This is a genomic window from Actinomycetota bacterium (assembly GCA_018830725.1).
GTDB lineage: Bacteria > Actinomycetota > Humimicrobiia > JAHJRV01 > JAHJRV01 > JAHJRV01.
Window position 1 is genome coordinate 1 of the sequence record JAHJRV010000105.1, and the last position, 16,943, is coordinate 16,943.

Below are 16,943 nucleotides of genomic sequence, written 5' to 3' on the forward strand. Positions count from 1 at the left end.
AAAGAGCAATTGATGTGTTTAAAGATAAAAAGAGGTGGGGTAGAATTGTCAGAAGGGCAATGGAACAGGATTTTTCGTGGAATAAATCAGCTAAAGAATATGTTAAACTATATAATGAATCAATATTATCAAAATAAATTATGGTGGATTTTATGCAGGATAATTCTAAAAAGTTAAAAGAAATTCCTATAGAGGATGAATACATTTATGCCTTAAGCCAGATAGGTCAGATTGCGACATCCAGGTTAGACTTAAATAAAAGACTTGAGCAGATTGTAAAGCTGACAAAAGGGCTGCTTAAAGTAGATGTGTGCTCTATATTTCTATACAATGAGCAAACAGAAAAACTGATTTTGGAAGCAACTGATGGTCTTGACCCTAATTCAATCATGAAAGTTAAATTAGATATAGGTGAAGGAGTAACTGGGACATGTGCAGAAATAAGAAAACCACTGATGATACCAGAAGTTAAAAAGCATCCTAAATTTAAATATTTTCCTGAGACAAAGGAGGAGATATTTACTTCTCATCTATCTATACCTCTTATAAGCTTTGACAAGCTAATAGGTGTAATGAATGTTAATACAATAAAACTATACCATTTTACTGACAGAGAAGTTAAAATACTTCAAACAATAGCAAGTTATATTTCTGGAGCTATAAGTGATGCTCAAATTTATAATAGAGCTCTCCGCAGGGTGAAAGAACTCTCAACGATTGAGGAGATATCCACTGCCTTATCATCAACTATGGAACTTCAAGAACTTTTAGATTTAATTCTTAAAATAAGTTCTGAAATAGTGAGATGTGAAGGTGGAATAATTCGTCTTTTAGATTCAGATTCCAATATTTTAATAAGAAAAGCTAGTTTAGGGATGCCTTATGAGAGCAAGATAATTCCTGATTTAAAGTTAGGAGAAGGAATTGCAGGCTGGGTTGCGAAAGAAAGGCAATCAGTCATTACTAACGATGTTATTGGTGATGAAAGATTTATTCATCCACCCGAGTCAATGGTAAAGACAGAAATCTGCACACTAATTCTAATCAAAGATGAAGTAATAGGAACTATCAGCCTTTATAATAAACTTACAACTCCAATTTCTCCAGAGGGTACTTTTGATGAAGAGGATTTACGTCTTTTAATAATTCTGGCAAATAAAGCAGCTTTAGCAATTGATAATGCTCAACTATATTATGAGTTAAAGTCGAAAGTAGAAGAGCTTTCTCTACTGTTTCAGGTAAGTGATAAATTAAGTTCTACAATAGATTTTGAAAAGGTTTTAGATAGTTATTTAGACCTTAATGCAAAATTACTTCACGCAGATAAATGCTCTGTAAAACTCATAGATGCGACTGGAAGGATGTTTGAGACAGTTAGATATATAGGACTCAGTGATGATTATGTTAAAAGCAGATCAGAACAGATAAAAGATGATGGCACAAATTGGGTAATAACTGAAGGTGAATCACTTTTACTACCTGATATAACTAAAGATGATAGAGTTTATAATATACCCTCAATGGTTAAGGAAGGAATTAAATCACTACTTTCAATTCCAATGAAATATCAGGATAGAGTTATAGGTGTATTAAATGTATATAAGAGTAAAAATGAACCAACATTCACTGATGATGAGGTTAAACTTCTAACAATATCTGCAAATCAGGCAGCTATATCCATAGAAAATGCTCGACTTTTCAAAGATACTCAAAATCTGGCTAAAATAAACCAGGACAGGTTAAGAGAAATCTCAATTCTATACGAGATTATGAGAGCTTCAAGTTCAACATTAGAATTAGATGATGTTCTGAAAGTGATATTAACTGGTCTTACATTTGGTGATGGCTTTGGTTTTAATAGAGCATTTCTTTTACTAACTGATGAGAAAAATGAATTTTTAGAGGGGAAAACCGCAGTAGGTCCATCAAGTTATGAAGAAGCCTGGAAGATATGGCAACAGGTTTCAGAAGAAGAACTATCTTTAAAAGATATACTTTATAGAAAAAAGGGTGATGAGGAATATTTAACTGAATTAACAAAAAGAATTAAAGCAGTTAAGATACTAATTAATGATAAAAAATTAGTAGGAAGAGCATTTTTAGAGAAAAAACCTTTTAATATAAAGATTGCTATTAAAGAATTTCCCATTGAAAATGAGATAGGTGAGTTATTGGACTGGGAGGATTTTGCGATAGTTCCTCTTCTGTCAAGAGATAAAGCAGTAGGGGTAGTTATTGTAGATAATCATTTCAATAAAAGACCCATCGCAGTTGAGGATATTAATTTTTTAGTTATGTTTGCTAATCAGGCAGGATTGGCTATTGATAATGCAACTGTGCATAAAAAATTGAAAGAAAGTATAAGTTCAATGGAGATGGCTAATATAAAACTGCAGGAGCTAAAGAACTATAGTGAAAATATAGTTGAAAGTATAACATCAGCAATATCTGTTATAGATAAAAATACGATTATAAGTAGCTGTAACTCGAGTTTTGAAAGTTTCATCGGTTTATCCAAAAAGGAAATTATTGGAAGAAGCCTCTTGAAACTTCCCTTAAAAATAGAAGAGTTTGACCTAACGGGTATAATTGAAGAGACTTCTACAAAGGGAGAACCTCAGGAACTTTCTAAAGTTCATTGTTTAGCAAACAATGAAGAAGTTATTGCAGATATTAGTATTTATCCGTTTAAGGATTCTCTAAAGAATGTTATTGGAGTTGTGTTATCTATACAGGATGTAACAGATATAGTGAAGTTAGAGAAAAGAGTTAAGGATTCTGAACAATTAGCAATGCTGGGTGAACTTTCAGCTGGAGTTGCTCACGAAATAAGAAATCCACTTGTTTCAATTGGCGGGTTTGTTAGAAGGCTTCAGAAAAAGCACAAAGATGATGAAACAGATAGAGAATATACATCAATTATTATTAAAGAAGTAAAGAGATTAGAAAATATAGTAGGCGAAGTATTGGATATAGCAAGCCCCAAGAAACAGAAATATGATTTAGTAGACTTAAATAAAATAATTTTGGATATTACGAATATTCTCAAAACAAGTTGTAGAGATAAAGAGATTAAAGTAGAACAAAAATTAATGGAATCTCTTCCAACTGTATTTGGCTCATCATCACAGTTAAAACAGGTATTCTTCAACTTATTTCAGAATGCAATTGAAGCATCACCAGTTGGGGGGATAATAAAAATTGAAACAGGACACAGGGGTAATGAAGATTTTGTGATGATAAATAATAGAGGTAAAACAATACCGCCATATATAAAGGAAAAAATGTTTATGCCATTTTTTACTACCAAAATCAAAGGAACTGGACTGGGTCTTTCTGTTTCAAGCAGAATTATAGAACTACATCATGGAAGAATTGAGTTAAAAAGTTCAGAAGAAGAGGGCACAACATTTACAGTATTTTTACCAAAAAGTGCAGTGAAGATAAAAGGTTTGTAACCTATCCTAACTTCTAGCAATGAGACTTCATTGCAAATATTTTAAAAATAAAAAAATATTTAATATGTAAAAGTTATAAAAAAGGATGAATTATGAAAAAGATATTAATTGTTGAGGACGAAGAGAATCAAAGACTGTTATATAAAACTGAATTAGAAGAGGAGGGATATATAGTATATGTAGCTGAAAATGGAGTGGAGGGATTAAAGAAATTTGAATTAGAACGTCCAGATCTGGTTACTATAGATATAAAGATGCCAGATATGGATGGGATGGAATTACTACAGAGAATGAGAGAGATAGATAAAGACATACCAATAATAATGCTTACTGCTTATGGGGAATACTCTCAAAATTTCACTACATGGGCTGCTGATAAGTATGTTGTAAAATCATCGGATTTAACTAAAGTAAAACAGGAAATAAAGAGTCTTTTAGAAAAAGAATAAAAAAATATTAAAGATTTGGGCATAATTTCTCGATTAATTATCCTCTCCCTTGGTGGGAGAGGGAAAGGGAGAGGGGGAATTTAAAATGTCTTCGAAACCATGCCACAAATCTATAAAAAGAATTAAATATAAAAAATAAATTCTATTTAGAGAAAAGGATGGTGAGTAGTTAGTTGCCTCAATTACGTCAAGACATTGTTACAGGTAAATGGGTTATTATAGCTACCGAAAGAGCACGTCGCCCTCGTTCATTCTCAGAAACAAAACGAATTGTTTCAAAAAAAAAGACAATATGTCCATTTTGTTATGGGAATGAATATATGACTCCTCTTGAAGTTTTGGCTTTTAGAGATAATGGTGAACCAAATAGTTCTGGATGGAAAGTAAGGGTAGTTCCGAATAAATTTCCAGCACTTATACCTGAGGGTAAACCAGAACTTATTAAAAATGGAATATATTTTACTATGAATGGAGTTGGAGCTCATGAGGTAATAATCCACTCACCAAACCATGATTTATTACTACCTTTAATGAATGAGAAACAGATTGAATTAGTATTAAAATCATATTTAATAAGATATAAAGAGCTATCTGAAGACCCAAATTTAAAATTTATTCATATAATAGTAAATCATGGAAAAGAAGCAGGGGCATCTTTAGATCACCCCCACTCACAGCTTTTTGGATTACCAATTGTGCCAAACTTCGTATTAGATGAGCTAGATGGGTTAAAGAGATATTTTGATAAATTTAAAAAATGTGTTTTTTGTGAAATTATAAAGAAAGAATTACAAGATGGTAAAAGAATAATAGAAGAGACTGATAAGTTTATTGCGTTCGAACCTTTTGCTTCAAAACTTCCATTTGAAACCTGGATAATTCCCAAAGAACATATGGAAAGTTTCTCAGATATGGGTGAAAATGATTTAGTTGATTGTTCTAAAATATTAAGAAATACAATGAAAAAAATCTATGATGGATTGAACGATCCACCTTTAAACTATTGGCTTCATAGTGCACCTCTTCGTAATAATCATAAACATTACCACTGGCATTTTGAGATTATTCCTAAACTTACAACAACTGGTGGTTTCGAGCTTGGAACAGGAACTATAATTAACACAACCCTTCCAGAAGAGTGCGCCAAATATTTAAAAAATTTTAATAAATAACAGAAGTAAACAGTTCTGTATTATTATGATCTATTCTTATCATCCTGAACCATTTGAGATTGTGATTTATATTATAAGATTAAATCATCTATGAGAAACAGATTGTATTAATTAAAATTACCTTTTTTATTATAATAATCATATAATTTTATTTGGAGGTGAGTTTATGGTGAAATATATTGTTGATATTTTATTGGTAATTTTTGGTTATATCTCAGGATCATTTCCACCAGCTTATATTATAGTTAAATTGTTTAAGAATAAAGATATTAGAGATATTGGAAGTGGTAATGTTGGGACGATGAATGTTTTAAGGAATGTTGATCTCAAACTTGGCATTATAACAGGTATTTTAGATATTGCAAAAGGCTTTATTCCTACTTATTTGGCAATGAGATATTCCTCAATTAAATGGATTCCTATTTTAGTAGCAGTAGCTTCAGTTGCTGGTCATAATTGGTCAATATTTTTGAAGCTTACAGGTGGAAAGGGGGTAGCTACAAATGTTGGTGCCTTATTAGCTCTTATTCTTAATGCTAATCTCAATCCCAATCTTAATCCATTGGTTCTTATTCCCTCAATAATTGGATTTATATTAACACTTATATTTTTTAAAGATTTCTATATTGGAGCCATGGTAGCTTATATTATAGGACCTTTTTCTTTTTTATATTTTAGAAAATCCTTTTTAGAAGCAACATTAGTTTTAATTTTGGCAATTATTGTAATTTATAAAATACGTTTTGATCTTAAAAGGTCCTTTGAAAAAAGAAAAAAGGTTTCAACATAAAAAATTAGTAATCACAGGATAAATTGAGAAAAAATAAAAAATACCAGCAATAAAAATTTTAGTTTTTTAATCCTTAATCTTAAAATTCTGAATAAGAAAAAATGATGATTGAAAAAACTGATCTTGTGAATAAGGTAAAAGAAACAATAGATGAATATAATATGCTAATTAGTGGTGATAAGGTTTTAGTTTCAATTTCTGCAGGGCCTGACTCTATGGCTTTACTACATATCCTTTTAAAATTAAAAGATATTTATGATATTAATTTACACCTTTTTCACCTTGACCATCTAACAAGAGAGGGTAAATCTTCAATTGATGCAAAATTTGTTAAGGAATTATCAGAAAAATTGGGAATTAACTTAACTTTATATGTAAAATCAGCTGAAAAATATGCGAAGGAAAAAGGATTATCATTTGAAACTGGCGCAAGGGAGCTAAGGTTGAATCTAATTCAGAAAGTTGCTAATCAAGAGAAGATCACAAAAATAGCGACAGGTCATAACGCAAATGATTTAGCTGAAACTATACTTATGAGATTAATGAGAGGAACAGGTACAAAAGGTATGATAGGAATTTCACCCACTCAGGGGAAATTTATTAGACCGCTTATATATATATTCAGAGATGAAATAGAGAAATTCTGTTACGAAAATAAAATTAATTATAGAGTAGATCAAACAAATCTTGAAAGTTATTACTTCAGAAACGCTATAAGAAACAGATTGATTCCCCTAATGAGGGAGATCAGTAAAAAAGATTTTTTAAAGAATTTGATAAATTTTTCAAAGATCTATTTAGAGGAGGATAGATTTTTAAATAGCTTAACCAAAAAGATCTATTATAAAATATCAAAAAGAAAAAATAATGATGTTTATATTCCAATAATTGAACTTAAAAATCTACCACCTGCATTAAATAGGAGACTACTGAGGTTAGCTATAGAGGAGAAAAAAGGTGAACTTTTGGATATTTCATTTAATGCGGTTGAGGATATAATAGATTCTTTAAAAAACGAAACGGAGTTTTTTGAGTTTAATCTACCGAAATTTATGAAGGTTGTTAAAGATAAAGAAAATTTGGTTATTAAAAAAATCGAAAAACAAAAAATCTTTTTTAAAAAAGAGATTCCTATGGAGGGAACCTGTATTTTAGAAACCTTAAACTTAGTGATTGAAACAAAGATTGTAGATGGAAAAGATGCTAAAATTAAAGATGACAAAACGACTGCTTATTTGGATTATGAAAGTATAATTCCAAAACTTTATGTAAGACCGTGGGAATTTGGTGACAGATTTATACCTCTTGGATTAGATAAAGGAAAAAAACTCCAAGATTTCTTTGTAGATGAGAAAATTGCTCGGGAGAAGAGAAAAACAATACCTATTTTAGTTGATAGTGAGAAAATTGTATGGATTGTTGGTTACAGAATAGATGAAAGAGTAAAAGTAAAGCCAGAGACAAGGAAGGTTTTAATTATTAATGTAAAAGAATTAAACTAAATTATTCTCAATATTTTATTTTATTTTACTAACATCACTATTTAAAGGAGGGTTTGTGAAAAAGGGGATTAATAAGATGGACGAAAAAGTTGGTAAAGTTCTTATAAGTAAAGAACAAATAGAAAAGAGAGTCAAGGAGCTTGCAAAGCAGATATCTCAGGATTATGAAGGAAAAGACCTCGTATGTGTAATAATTTTAAGAGGAGCCTTCATGTTTGTGACTGACTTGGCTAAAGAAATCTCTATACCTGCAAAATTCGACTTTATGGCTACAAGCAGTTATGGAGACAGTACCACAAGCTCGGGAGTTGTTAGAATCTATAAAGATTTAGATATGAATATAGAGGGAAAGGATGTATTAATTATTGAAGATATAGTTGATACGGGGAGGACGATTAGTTATTTAGTTAAGAATCTTAAAACTCGAAATCCTAAATCCTTAGAAGTTTGTACGTTAATTAATAAACCTGCAAATAGAGTTGTTAATGTCAAAATAAAGTATGTGGGATTTGTAATACCACCAGAATTTGTTATAGGTTATGGCCTTGATTTTGCAGAGGATTATAGACACATAACAGAAGTAAGGGTATTTAAAGAAGATTGATATTAGAGAGGTATGTGAAATAAGAGAATATTCACCTAATAAAATCCTCCCATTATTTAAGAGAATAGAAAAAAAGAATAGATTATGGTAACATATTCTTAAAGATAGAGTTTGAATTAAAGAGCGGACTGGGTTTTACCCAGTTTTAAATTTATATTAGGAGATACAATTGAGAAAGTCATTTAAAAACATATTTTTTATATTATTGCTAATAGCTAGTTTGATATTTTTACTCAAAAATCCCATTGAAGAGTTGACTAAACAAGATATTACTCATTATTCCCTGAGTATGTTTGAATCAAAAGTGAAGTCAGGTGAGGTGCAGGAAGTATTGATTATGGATAAAAGCCAGACTATTAATGGGATCTTAAAGAATGGGACAAAATTTACGCTAACTTTTCCATCGAATTATCAAATTACTGAGACTCTGATAGAAAATGATGTAAAGGTGGAGATTGATGCCGAAAATCCTTCACAATGGCTTGGCTGGATTATTAATTTTCTCCCAGTTGCATTAATGATAGGCATAATGTTGTTTTTTTTAAGTCAGATACAAGGAAGTGGAAGCAAGATTTTGGCATTTGGCAAAAGTAAAGCAAAATTAGTAGCGAAAGACCAACCGGGGATTACCTTCAAAGATGTAGGGGGATTGTATGAAACCTTAGAGGAGTTAAAGGAAATTGCAGAATTTTTGGAAAATCCAGCAAAGTTTCATGCTTTAGGAGCAAAAATACCTAAGGGTGTACTTTTATATGGACCTCCTGGATCAGGAAAAACATTACTAGCAAGAGCTGTTGCTGGTGAAGCTAAGGTTCCCTTCTTCCAAATAAGTGGTTCAGAATTTGTAGAACTATTTGTAGGTGTTGGTGCATCAAGGGTTAGAGATCTATTTGACCAGGCAAAAGCTAATGAACCATGTATAGTCTTTATTGATGAGATAGATGCAGTTGGTAGGCATAGAGGAGCAGGAATTGGTGGAGGTCATGATGAGAGAGAACAAACATTAAATCAACTTTTGGTAGAGATGGATGGATTTAATATAAATGACTCAATAATAGTTATGGCTGCAACAAATAGACCTGATATTTTAGACCAAGCACTTCTAAGAACAGGTAGGTTTGATAGGCGGATTGTGGTAAACATTCCTGATATCAAGGAAAGGGAAGACATATTAAGGATACACATGAAGGGGAAACCAGCAGCTGATGATGTTAATATTAGTGTTATAGCCAGACAGACTCCAGGATTCACTGGTGCAGATCTAGAAAATTTACTTAATGAAGCCGCACTATTAACTGCAAGATATAACAAAAGGAATATAACGATGAAGGAAGTTCAGCAGTCAATAGAGAGAATAATAGCAGGACCAGAGAAAAAGAGCAGGATTATTAGTGATGAGGAGAAAAAGATAATAGCTTATCATGAAGCAGGTCATGCTCTTGTTGCTTGCTATTTACCTCATGCTGACCCCATTCACAAAATATCTGTAATATCAAGGGGTATGTCTTTGGGATATACAATAACACTACCTGAACAGGATAGGTATTTAATCTCTCGATCAGAATTAACAGATAATTTAACTCAACTTCTTGGAGGAAGGGCATCAGAGGAAATTGTTTTTAATGAAATTACAACTGGAGCACAAAATGATCTTGAAAAATCTACAAAGATAGCAAGACAAATGGTGTGTGAATTTGGAATGAGTGATAAAATCGGTCCACTAACACTTGGAGATAAACAGGGTGCTATTTTCTTGGGTAGAGATTTTTCAGCTCATCCTGATTATAGTGAACAGGTTGCTTATGAGATAGATAAAGAAATTAGAAAGTTAGTAGATGATGCTTATAATAAAGCAAGGGATATTTTAAATACTCATAGAAATAAATTAGATTTAATTGCGCAGAATCTTATAGAAAAAGAGACATTAAACAAGGAAGAAATTGAAGAACTCTTAAAGGATGAAAAAGAAAAAGTAGAAGAAATTGAAACTAAAGCTGAATTTGAAAAAGATATTAAAAAGGATACTATAAAAAGAGAAACTATTAAAAGAAAGAAACCACTAATAACTCCTAAACCAGTCTTGGAAGGAAAATAGCTTTTTATTAACCACTCTATAACATCTTTTAAACTTTTCATTAATCTAAGGAGTATAAGAATGGGAAGAATTACAGTTATTGGAAGTTTAAACATGGATTTAGTTGCAACTTCAAAATATATGCCAAAGATTGGTGAAACAGTAATAGGATATGATTTCAAGCAATTTCCAGGTGGAAAAGGTGCAAATCAAGCAGTTGCTATGGCGAGGCTTGGTGGTAAAGTGAATATGATAGGAAAAGTTGGATTTGATAGCTTTGGAGATATACTTATAAATTCTCTGAAAAAAAATGGAGTAAATGTAGAAAATATAAAGAAAGAAAAAAATTGTTCTACAGGAGTGGCTTTAATAATTGTGGATGAGCAGGCAAATAATTCGATAGTAGTTATTTCAGGAGCGAATTATAAAATTACAAAAAAAGATATTGATGAAATATTGGATGTTATTAAAGATTCAAAAATAGTTGTAATTCAATTAGAAGTACCTTTAGAAGTAGTAAGACATTCACTCATTAAATCAAAAGAATTAGGAAAATATACGATACTTAATCCTGCCCCTGCAGAGGAATTGGATGATGAGATTATAAAAAATATTGATTTGCTAATTCCCAATGAGACAGAAGTTGAAATATTAGGAGGAATTGAAATAAAAAGTGAAAAAGATATTGTATCTGCTTCCAGAAAGCTTATAAAAAGGGGAGTAAAAAAAATAATTGTTACTTTAGGAGAAAAAGGAAGTATATATATTACTGAAAAAGAAGTGAGAAAGTTTGATGCTTATAAGGCTAATGCTGTGGACACAACGGCAGCTGGAGATGCTTATATTGGTGCAATTGCTGTTGCATTAGCAAATGATGAAGATATAGATATAGCAATCGATATGGCTTCAAAAGTTGGAGCACTTACTGTTACAAAAGAAGGAGCACAGAGCTCACTCCCTTATTTAGATGATGTCATAAATTTTAAGAAAGAAAATCTATAAAAAATTGAATTTAATCAGTTCTAAAAAGATAGAATTGTAGAAGAATTTTTAGAATTGAAGTTATTATAGAAATATTAAAAGAATTTAATAAAAATTAATTTCAATATTCTTGCATAGGTTTACCCTGTACCTTCTGAGCCAATCTTTTGAGAATTTTATCAGACTGCTTATACAACTCCTCAAGATTAATATTTAAAAGTTTTCCATTCCTTACTACTATTTTTCCATCAACAATAACTGTATCGATATTCTTTTCACTTAAAGAATAGAGAATATTTGCAAAGATATTATTCTCGGGATGCATATTGGGAGTATTAGGATTAATCAGTACAAGATCAGCAATACTTCCCTTCTCTATTACACCGTAATTTTTAATTCCAAGAACTTCACCGCCCCTTGTAAGAAGTGGAAGAATTTCATGAATTTTTGCAATCTCTGGGTCTTTCATAGAAGATTTTGCAAGAAGAGCAGCATCCCTTGCCACTTCAAATATATTCATAGTATTGTTAGAGCAAGGTCCATCAGTACCGAGGCCACAGGATATTCCGAATTCGAGTACTCTTGGAAGAAAATTATGTATATCACCAAATTTCATATATGTTTTTGCACAATGAGCAATTCCGCTCCTACTTTGCTTTATTAATTTTAGATCCTTATCTGTAGCATAATATGCATGTGCTAAAATAGTACCTTCTCTCAAAATTCCTGTATTTTTAAGAATTTCAACTGGGGTCATTTTTCTCTCTTTTAAACTTCTGATAACTTGGTTTTCCTCTTCAGAAACATGTATATGCATCTTTAGGTTAAGCTCCTGTGCTTTAGCTGCTACATTTTTAAGGAAACTATCAGGACATATGTATGGAGAGTGAGGTCCAAGTGAAACATGAAGACGGGAATTTTTATCTCTATAATCTTCTGTAAATTTTAAAGCTTTGTTAAACTCATCTTCCCAATCATCTCCTACACCAAAAACAGCCCAGCTTAAATCAGCCCTTATTCCGATTTCCTCATAAGCTTGATATGCCTTATCCATATAAAAATAATGATCTGCAACAAAGGTAACTCCAGAGAGAAGCATTTCAGCAGAACCAATTAATGTACCTATATAAACATCCTCTGGAGTTAGATTCTTTTCATAGATCCATATATACTTATTAAACCAATCATTAATATTTACATCCTCTGCAGCTCCTCGCAATAAAGTCATAGCTGTATGAGCATGTGCATTAACCATACCAGGTATAAGGTAAAATCTACTTCCATCAATAACCTCACCGGGTCCTACTAAATTCTTCCCAATTTTTTCTATTTTATTTCCTTCTATTAAAATATCAGTATTTTTTCTTATTGAAAGGTCATAAAATGAAAGTATTGTTGTATTTTTAATAATCATCTCTGGTCCAGCTTTTTAATAGTATTCATTATTAATTTTTTGAAAGCAAGAGAATTAACCTCAAAGGCGACATCCACATTTGGTTCTTTTCCTGTTATATTATAAACATCTACAACTGTTCGACCCCTTGTATATTTACCTTCTGTTTCAATAGTCACATTTAAGTACTTGGTTTTAATTGTATCCGGCATTATTATATAGGAAACAGCCAGCGCATCATGAAGTGGAGCACCACCTATGCCAAAAAAATCTTTATTTGCCTGAGCAAAAAATTTTAGAAGGGGTGCAATTACTCTAGATACTCTTCCCTGTAAATTATTCAACTCCTCAATATCCTTAAATGTTAAGATCGCTTTATTTGTTACATCAAGACCAACCATAGTTATTGGTATCCCGGATTCAAATACAATTTTTGCTGCCTCAGGATCAACATAAATATTAAATTCTGATGCTGGGGTTATATTTGAATCATAGACTGCTCCTCCCATTAGTATAATTCTATCGATATTATCTTTTATCAAGGGTTCCTTCAATAGGGCAATTGCTATGTTGGTCAGTGGTCCGGTGGGAACGATGGTTACTTTTTCATCGGATTCCTTTACTGATTTTATAATAAAATCTACAGCATGAATGTCAAGAGTTTTAACCCTTTCTAAGAGTTTGATATCTGGCTCTGGTAGATATGCACCATCTAAGCCTGACACTCCATGGATTCTTGGAGCAACAGTAAGTTTTCTAAAAATTGGCTTATCAAATCCTCTGGCAACTGGTATATCAATTCTATTGATAAGAGTTAGAACTTTTAAAGTATTTATAAAGGTCTTATCACCTGTCTGATTACCTGCTACTGTTGTAATTCCCATTAAATCTATTTCATCGGAAGAACACGCAAGTATAATTGCTACCATGTCATCATGACCTGGGTCACAATCCAATATTATTTTTTTCATACAGCCCCCTTGGCTTTTGTAGGTTTCCTCGCCTTTTTTCTACGTGCTTGAACTGAATAAACAGCCAATACGATTACTGTAACCAGGTAAGGGATAAGTGAGACAAATTCAGATGGAATCTGTAATGATGCAATATAAATAGCCAAAGCATTAACTGTGCCAAAGAGTAATGAAGCAAGAAATGTACCTATAGGGAGATATCCACCAAGAGTAGTAATAGCAATTGCAATAAATCCCCGACCTGAAGTCATATCCCGAGCAAACCAAGATACATAACCCATCGCAAGATAGAGCCCTCCAAAAGCGCCAAAAAATCCAGAAAGTAACAGTGCATATAGTTTTATTCTGTTTACGTTAATACCAACAGACTCAGCAGCATCCGGATTCTGCCCCACTGCTCTTATTCTTAATCCGAGGGGAGTTTTAAATATTATTATGTGGTAAAGTGCTACAGCTAAAAGTGCACCATAAGTAAGAATATTGTGACCACTTAAAATTTCTCCTAAAATTGGAATTGATTTAATAACAGGTATATGAATATCAGGAAATACCAAACTTCTAAGGGAACTTGTGGTTCCTTTATCATGAGCAAATATAAAGGTAAAAAAGATTGTAATTCCTGAGGCAAACATATTTAAAGCGATTGCAGCCAGAATTATGTCTGCTTTTAGTTTCAGGTGAAAATAACCCAGTATAGCTGCCAGAATTATACCTGCAATCAATCCAGCAAACAGAGCAATAATTAAACTTCCCGTAAATGCACTTACCACAACTCCTGTAAAAGCAGATACAAGCATAATTCCTTCAAGAGCTATATTAATAGAACCTGCCATCTCAGATATTGCTACTCCAAGAGCAGCAAAGAGAAGAGGTGTCATAACCCTGAGTATAGCAAAACCAAATTCCGGTGAGAAAATGCTCCTAAGAAGTGGGTTCATAAGCAACCCCCTTCTTTGCAGCTTCTCGAACTGTAATTCTGTATTTCCATTGACTTAAGAAAGCCTCCGCTGTTATAAGAAGGATAATAATTGACTGAATAACTTCAATAATTTCTGATGGTATATCGGACAGGAGATTCAAAACCTGACCCCCGATACTGAGATAGGAAAGAAATAGCGAAGCAACTATTATTAATAGTGGATGATTTCTTCCAATAATAGCTACAACTATTCCATCCCAGCCATAACCAGGACTTAACTGCCAGTTGAATCTTCTGTGTATGCCCATAACCTCTGTCATTCCACCTAAACCTGCTATAAAACCAGAGATAACCTGGGATAGAATAATAATCTTAAATACATTTATCCCTCCGAATTGTGCGAATCTCAGATTAAATCCTGTGGTACGAATCTCATATCCTAAAGTAGTATGGTAAAGGAAGTAGTAGACAAGAAATGCAAAGGTTAATGAGAGAATAATCCCCCAGTGTATTCGGGTTCCACCAATAAATTGATTAAGCCAGGCAGTTTCAGGCAGTTTATAAGAAACAAGGTAACCGGCACCCTTATCTCTGAAGTGATGGTTTATCAAGTATAACCCTAGAAAATATGCAACATAATTCAACATGAGAGAAGATATAAGTTCACTTGCCTCCCATTTTGCTTTTAAAATACCTGGAATAAACGACCAGCATGCTCCAACAATACCTGCAACAAGTAGTGTGAGAGGGATGTGAATAAAGATTGGCAGATGTGTGGAAACAGCGAATGCAGTACCAACTGATGCACCTATAAAAAGCGCACCTTCAGCACCAATATTGAATTGTCCTGCCTGGAATGCAACTGCAATTGCCAGACCACAGAAGATTACAGGAGAAGCAGATTCAATTATATTTGCAACTCTGCTTTTTGAAAGAAAAGGTCCGAGCAAAAAAGTACGTAAAGTGAGTCCAGGAGTTTCGCTCATTACATATATTATAAAAACACTAATAGTAATCCCTATTACTACAGTGATTATAGTTCTTATAAGATTGAAATATTTAAGAATGAATTTATCCAACTGTAACCTCCTGTTTTTTTACTCCAAGCATATATGGTCCAAGTTCCTTTCCTGAAATTTTTGGCACATCAGTAAATTCAGCTACAATTTCACCATTGTAAATAACAACAATTCTAGTTGATAGCTTTAATATTTCATCAAGATCGGCAGAAATAAGGAAAATCGCTTTTCCCGCATCTCGTGTATTTTTTAACAGGTTATGAACATGTTCTTCGGAACCAACATCTATCCCTCGAGTGGGTTGAGCAGCAATTACAATCTCATGTTCAGATGAGAGTTCTCTGGCTACAACTACCTTTTGAATATTTCCCCCTGAGAGTGAAGAAACAGTTGTTTTTGAAGACAGAGTTAGAATCTCAAACTGTTCAATGAGTTTTCTACTATGATTTGTAATATATTTCCATATGAGTCTAAATATCTTTGAAAAGGGGGATTTATAATATCTATCAACAATGAAATTTTCTTCTAAGCTTGTTTTGTCAGCTACACCATAACCCATTCTATCTTCAGGAATATGAGCTATCCCTCTTTCACGTATTGCTCTTGGTGATAATCCTTTAACACTTTCCCCCTTTATATAAATATTACCTTCTGAAGCTTTAAGAAGTCCTGTTATTATTTTTATAAGTTCAGACTGTCCATTTCCTTCAACGCCAGCTAATCCAAGAATTTCACTCTCTCTGATATCAAATGATACGTTATTCAGAAGTTTAACATTCTCATCATTTATATAAGAGATGTTTTGGACAGAGAGAAGAGGTTTGCCCATTTTTTCAGGTGGAGAAATTCTTTCAAAGCTAATATCTCTTCCAACCATGAGGTAAGCAATATCATGCTCGGTGAGTTCACTTGCTTCTTTTGTAGTAACAATCTTAGCATCACTCATTACAGTTATTCGGTCTGCAATTTGCTTTACCTCTTTTAGTTTATGTGAAATGAAAATAATGGTTTTTCCATGATTTTTTAAATCCTTTAGTGTGTTAAACAAAACATCAATTTCCTGAGGGGTAAGAAAAGTTGTAGGCTCATCAAGTATTAAGAGTTCAGCATTTCGAAACAGTGCCTTTAATATCTCTACTCTTTGTCTGATGCCAATTGGTAGGTCTTTTATTTTTTTATCTATTGGGATATTAAAACCATAATCCTGTGATACCTTTTTGGTAACCTCGAAAGCTTTATCTATGTTAAGAAAAATCTTTCCTCTTAAAGGTTCTATTCCGAGTATCATATTTTCTGCTACAGTTAGATCTGGTGCCAGCATCAGATGTTGATGAACCATTCCTATACCTATTTCTATTGCATCATGAGGACTTTTTAAATTAATTTTTTCTCCTTTATAAAAGACTTCACCTTCCTGAGGCTGGGTAATACCAAAGATGACTTTCATAAGTGTAGTTTTTCCTGCTCCATTTTCACCAACAATTGCATGAATTGTATTTTTTTCAATGTCTACACTTACATCCTTATTTGCAATAACACCATTGGGGTAGATTTTTAAAATGTCTTTAACTTCAAGAATTTTTTCCATAGTTTTAAAAATGAAAAGTTTGA

Annotated in this window: 13 protein-coding genes; 8 read left to right on the forward strand and 5 right to left on the reverse strand. The window is 32.4% G+C overall.

What is annotated here, in order from left to right; all coding sequences use genetic code 11:
* The first annotated feature begins 152 nt into the window (after nucleotides 1-152).
* From KKC53_05275 to rbsK, 8 genes are all read left to right on the forward strand, one after another.
* On the forward strand, nucleotides 153-3,458 hold the full coding sequence (locus KKC53_05275) for a GAF domain-containing protein (GenBank protein MBU2598567.1): 3,306 nt from the start codon (nucleotides 153-155) through the stop codon (nucleotides 3,456-3,458).
* A gap of 92 nt (nucleotides 3,459-3,550) precedes the next feature.
* Nucleotides 3,551-3,907 carry a response regulator gene (locus tag KKC53_05280; protein MBU2598568.1) on the forward strand — a complete coding sequence of 119 codons (357 nt, stop codon included), beginning with the start codon at nucleotides 3,551-3,553 and terminating at the stop codon, nucleotides 3,905-3,907.
* A 173-nt stretch (nucleotides 3,908-4,080) separates the two neighbouring features.
* Nucleotides 4,081-5,079: a galactose-1-phosphate uridylyltransferase gene (gene galT, locus KKC53_05285; GenBank protein MBU2598569.1), complete on the forward strand. Its 999-nt coding sequence runs from the start codon at nucleotides 4,081-4,083 to the stop codon at nucleotides 5,077-5,079.
* 166 nt (nucleotides 5,080-5,245) lie between these two features.
* Nucleotides 5,246-5,869 (forward strand): glycerol-3-phosphate acyltransferase, encoded by a 624-nt coding sequence (locus KKC53_05290; GenBank protein ID MBU2598570.1) that lies wholly within the window; start codon nucleotides 5,246-5,248, stop codon nucleotides 5,867-5,869.
* A 101-nt stretch (nucleotides 5,870-5,970) separates the two neighbouring features.
* On the forward strand, nucleotides 5,971-7,371 hold the full coding sequence (tilS, locus tag KKC53_05295) for a tRNA lysidine(34) synthetase TilS (protein MBU2598571.1): 1,401 nt from the start codon (nucleotides 5,971-5,973) through the stop codon (nucleotides 7,369-7,371).
* A gap of 76 nt (nucleotides 7,372-7,447) precedes the next feature.
* The gene (gene hpt, locus KKC53_05300) at nucleotides 7,448-7,975 is read left to right on the forward strand and encodes a hypoxanthine phosphoribosyltransferase (protein ID MBU2598572.1); all 528 of its coding nucleotides are present in this window, start codon (nucleotides 7,448-7,450) and stop codon (nucleotides 7,973-7,975) included.
* Between the two features lie 169 nt (nucleotides 7,976-8,144).
* A complete protein-coding gene (gene ftsH / locus KKC53_05305) occupies nucleotides 8,145-10,070 on the forward strand; it encodes an ATP-dependent zinc metalloprotease FtsH (protein ID MBU2598573.1) in 1,926 nt (641 codons plus the stop codon).
* A gap of 60 nt (nucleotides 10,071-10,130) precedes the next feature.
* Nucleotides 10,131-11,051, forward strand: coding sequence for a ribokinase (gene rbsK, locus KKC53_05310; protein MBU2598574.1), 921 nt, complete (start codon nucleotides 10,131-10,133; stop codon nucleotides 11,049-11,051).
* Between the two features lie 100 nt (nucleotides 11,052-11,151).
* On the opposite strand, the gene KKC53_05315 is transcribed toward rbsK, so the two are convergent.
* From KKC53_05315 to KKC53_05335, 5 genes are read right to left on the reverse strand one after another with little or no spacing between them, the layout of a single operon-like run.
* Nucleotides 11,152-12,444 (reverse strand): amidohydrolase, encoded by a 1,293-nt coding sequence (locus KKC53_05315; GenBank protein ID MBU2598575.1) that lies wholly within the window; start codon nucleotides 12,442-12,444, stop codon nucleotides 11,152-11,154.
* Nucleotides 12,441-13,394, reverse strand: coding sequence for a nucleoside hydrolase (locus tag KKC53_05320; GenBank protein ID MBU2598576.1), 954 nt, complete (start codon nucleotides 13,392-13,394; stop codon nucleotides 12,441-12,443). Before KKC53_05320 ends, KKC53_05315 begins: the two co-directional genes overlap by 4 nt.
* Nucleotides 13,391-14,332, reverse strand: a complete 942-nt coding sequence (locus tag KKC53_05325; GenBank protein ID MBU2598577.1) for an ABC transporter permease — start codon at nucleotides 14,330-14,332, stop codon at nucleotides 13,391-13,393. Before KKC53_05325 ends, KKC53_05320 begins: the two co-directional genes overlap by 4 nt.
* A complete protein-coding gene (locus tag KKC53_05330; GenBank protein ID MBU2598578.1) occupies nucleotides 14,316-15,392 on the reverse strand; it encodes an ABC transporter permease in 1,077 nt (358 codons plus the stop codon). Before KKC53_05330 ends, KKC53_05325 begins: the two co-directional genes overlap by 17 nt.
* Nucleotides 15,385-16,920 carry an ABC transporter ATP-binding protein gene (locus KKC53_05335; protein ID MBU2598579.1) on the reverse strand — a complete coding sequence of 512 codons (1,536 nt, stop codon included), beginning with the start codon at nucleotides 16,918-16,920 and terminating at the stop codon, nucleotides 15,385-15,387. The genes KKC53_05330 and KKC53_05335 overlap by 8 nt, the downstream gene beginning before the upstream one ends.
* Nucleotides 16,921-16,943 lie beyond the last annotated feature (23 nt).

Bases quoted from the DNA above. Each gene is read 5' to 3' on its own strand.
- KKC53_05275 (MBU2598567.1), top strand. From the start codon at position 153: ATGCAGGATAATTCTAAAAAGTTAAAAGAAATTCCTATAGAGGATGAA.
- KKC53_05315 (MBU2598575.1), bottom strand. From the start codon at position 12,444: ATGATTATTAAAAATACAACAATACTTTCATTTTATGACCTTTCAATA.
- KKC53_05280 (MBU2598568.1), top strand. From the start codon at position 3,551: ATGAAAAAGATATTAATTGTTGAGGACGAAGAGAATCAAAGACTGTTA.
- KKC53_05290 (MBU2598570.1), top strand. From the start codon at position 5,246: ATGGTGAAATATATTGTTGATATTTTATTGGTAATTTTTGGTTATATC.
- tilS (MBU2598571.1), top strand. From the start codon at position 5,971: ATGATGATTGAAAAAACTGATCTTGTGAATAAGGTAAAAGAAACAATA.
- KKC53_05335 (MBU2598579.1), bottom strand. From the start codon at position 16,920: ATGGAAAAAATTCTTGAAGTTAAAGACATTTTAAAAATCTACCCCAAT.
- KKC53_05325 (MBU2598577.1), bottom strand. From the start codon at position 14,332: ATGAACCCACTTCTTAGGAGCATTTTCTCACCGGAATTTGGTTTTGCT.
- KKC53_05320 (MBU2598576.1), bottom strand. From the start codon at position 13,394: ATGAAAAAAATAATATTGGATTGTGACCCAGGTCATGATGACATGGTA.
- rbsK (MBU2598574.1), top strand. From the start codon at position 10,131: ATGGGAAGAATTACAGTTATTGGAAGTTTAAACATGGATTTAGTTGCA.
- hpt (MBU2598572.1), top strand. From the start codon at position 7,448: ATGGACGAAAAAGTTGGTAAAGTTCTTATAAGTAAAGAACAAATAGAA.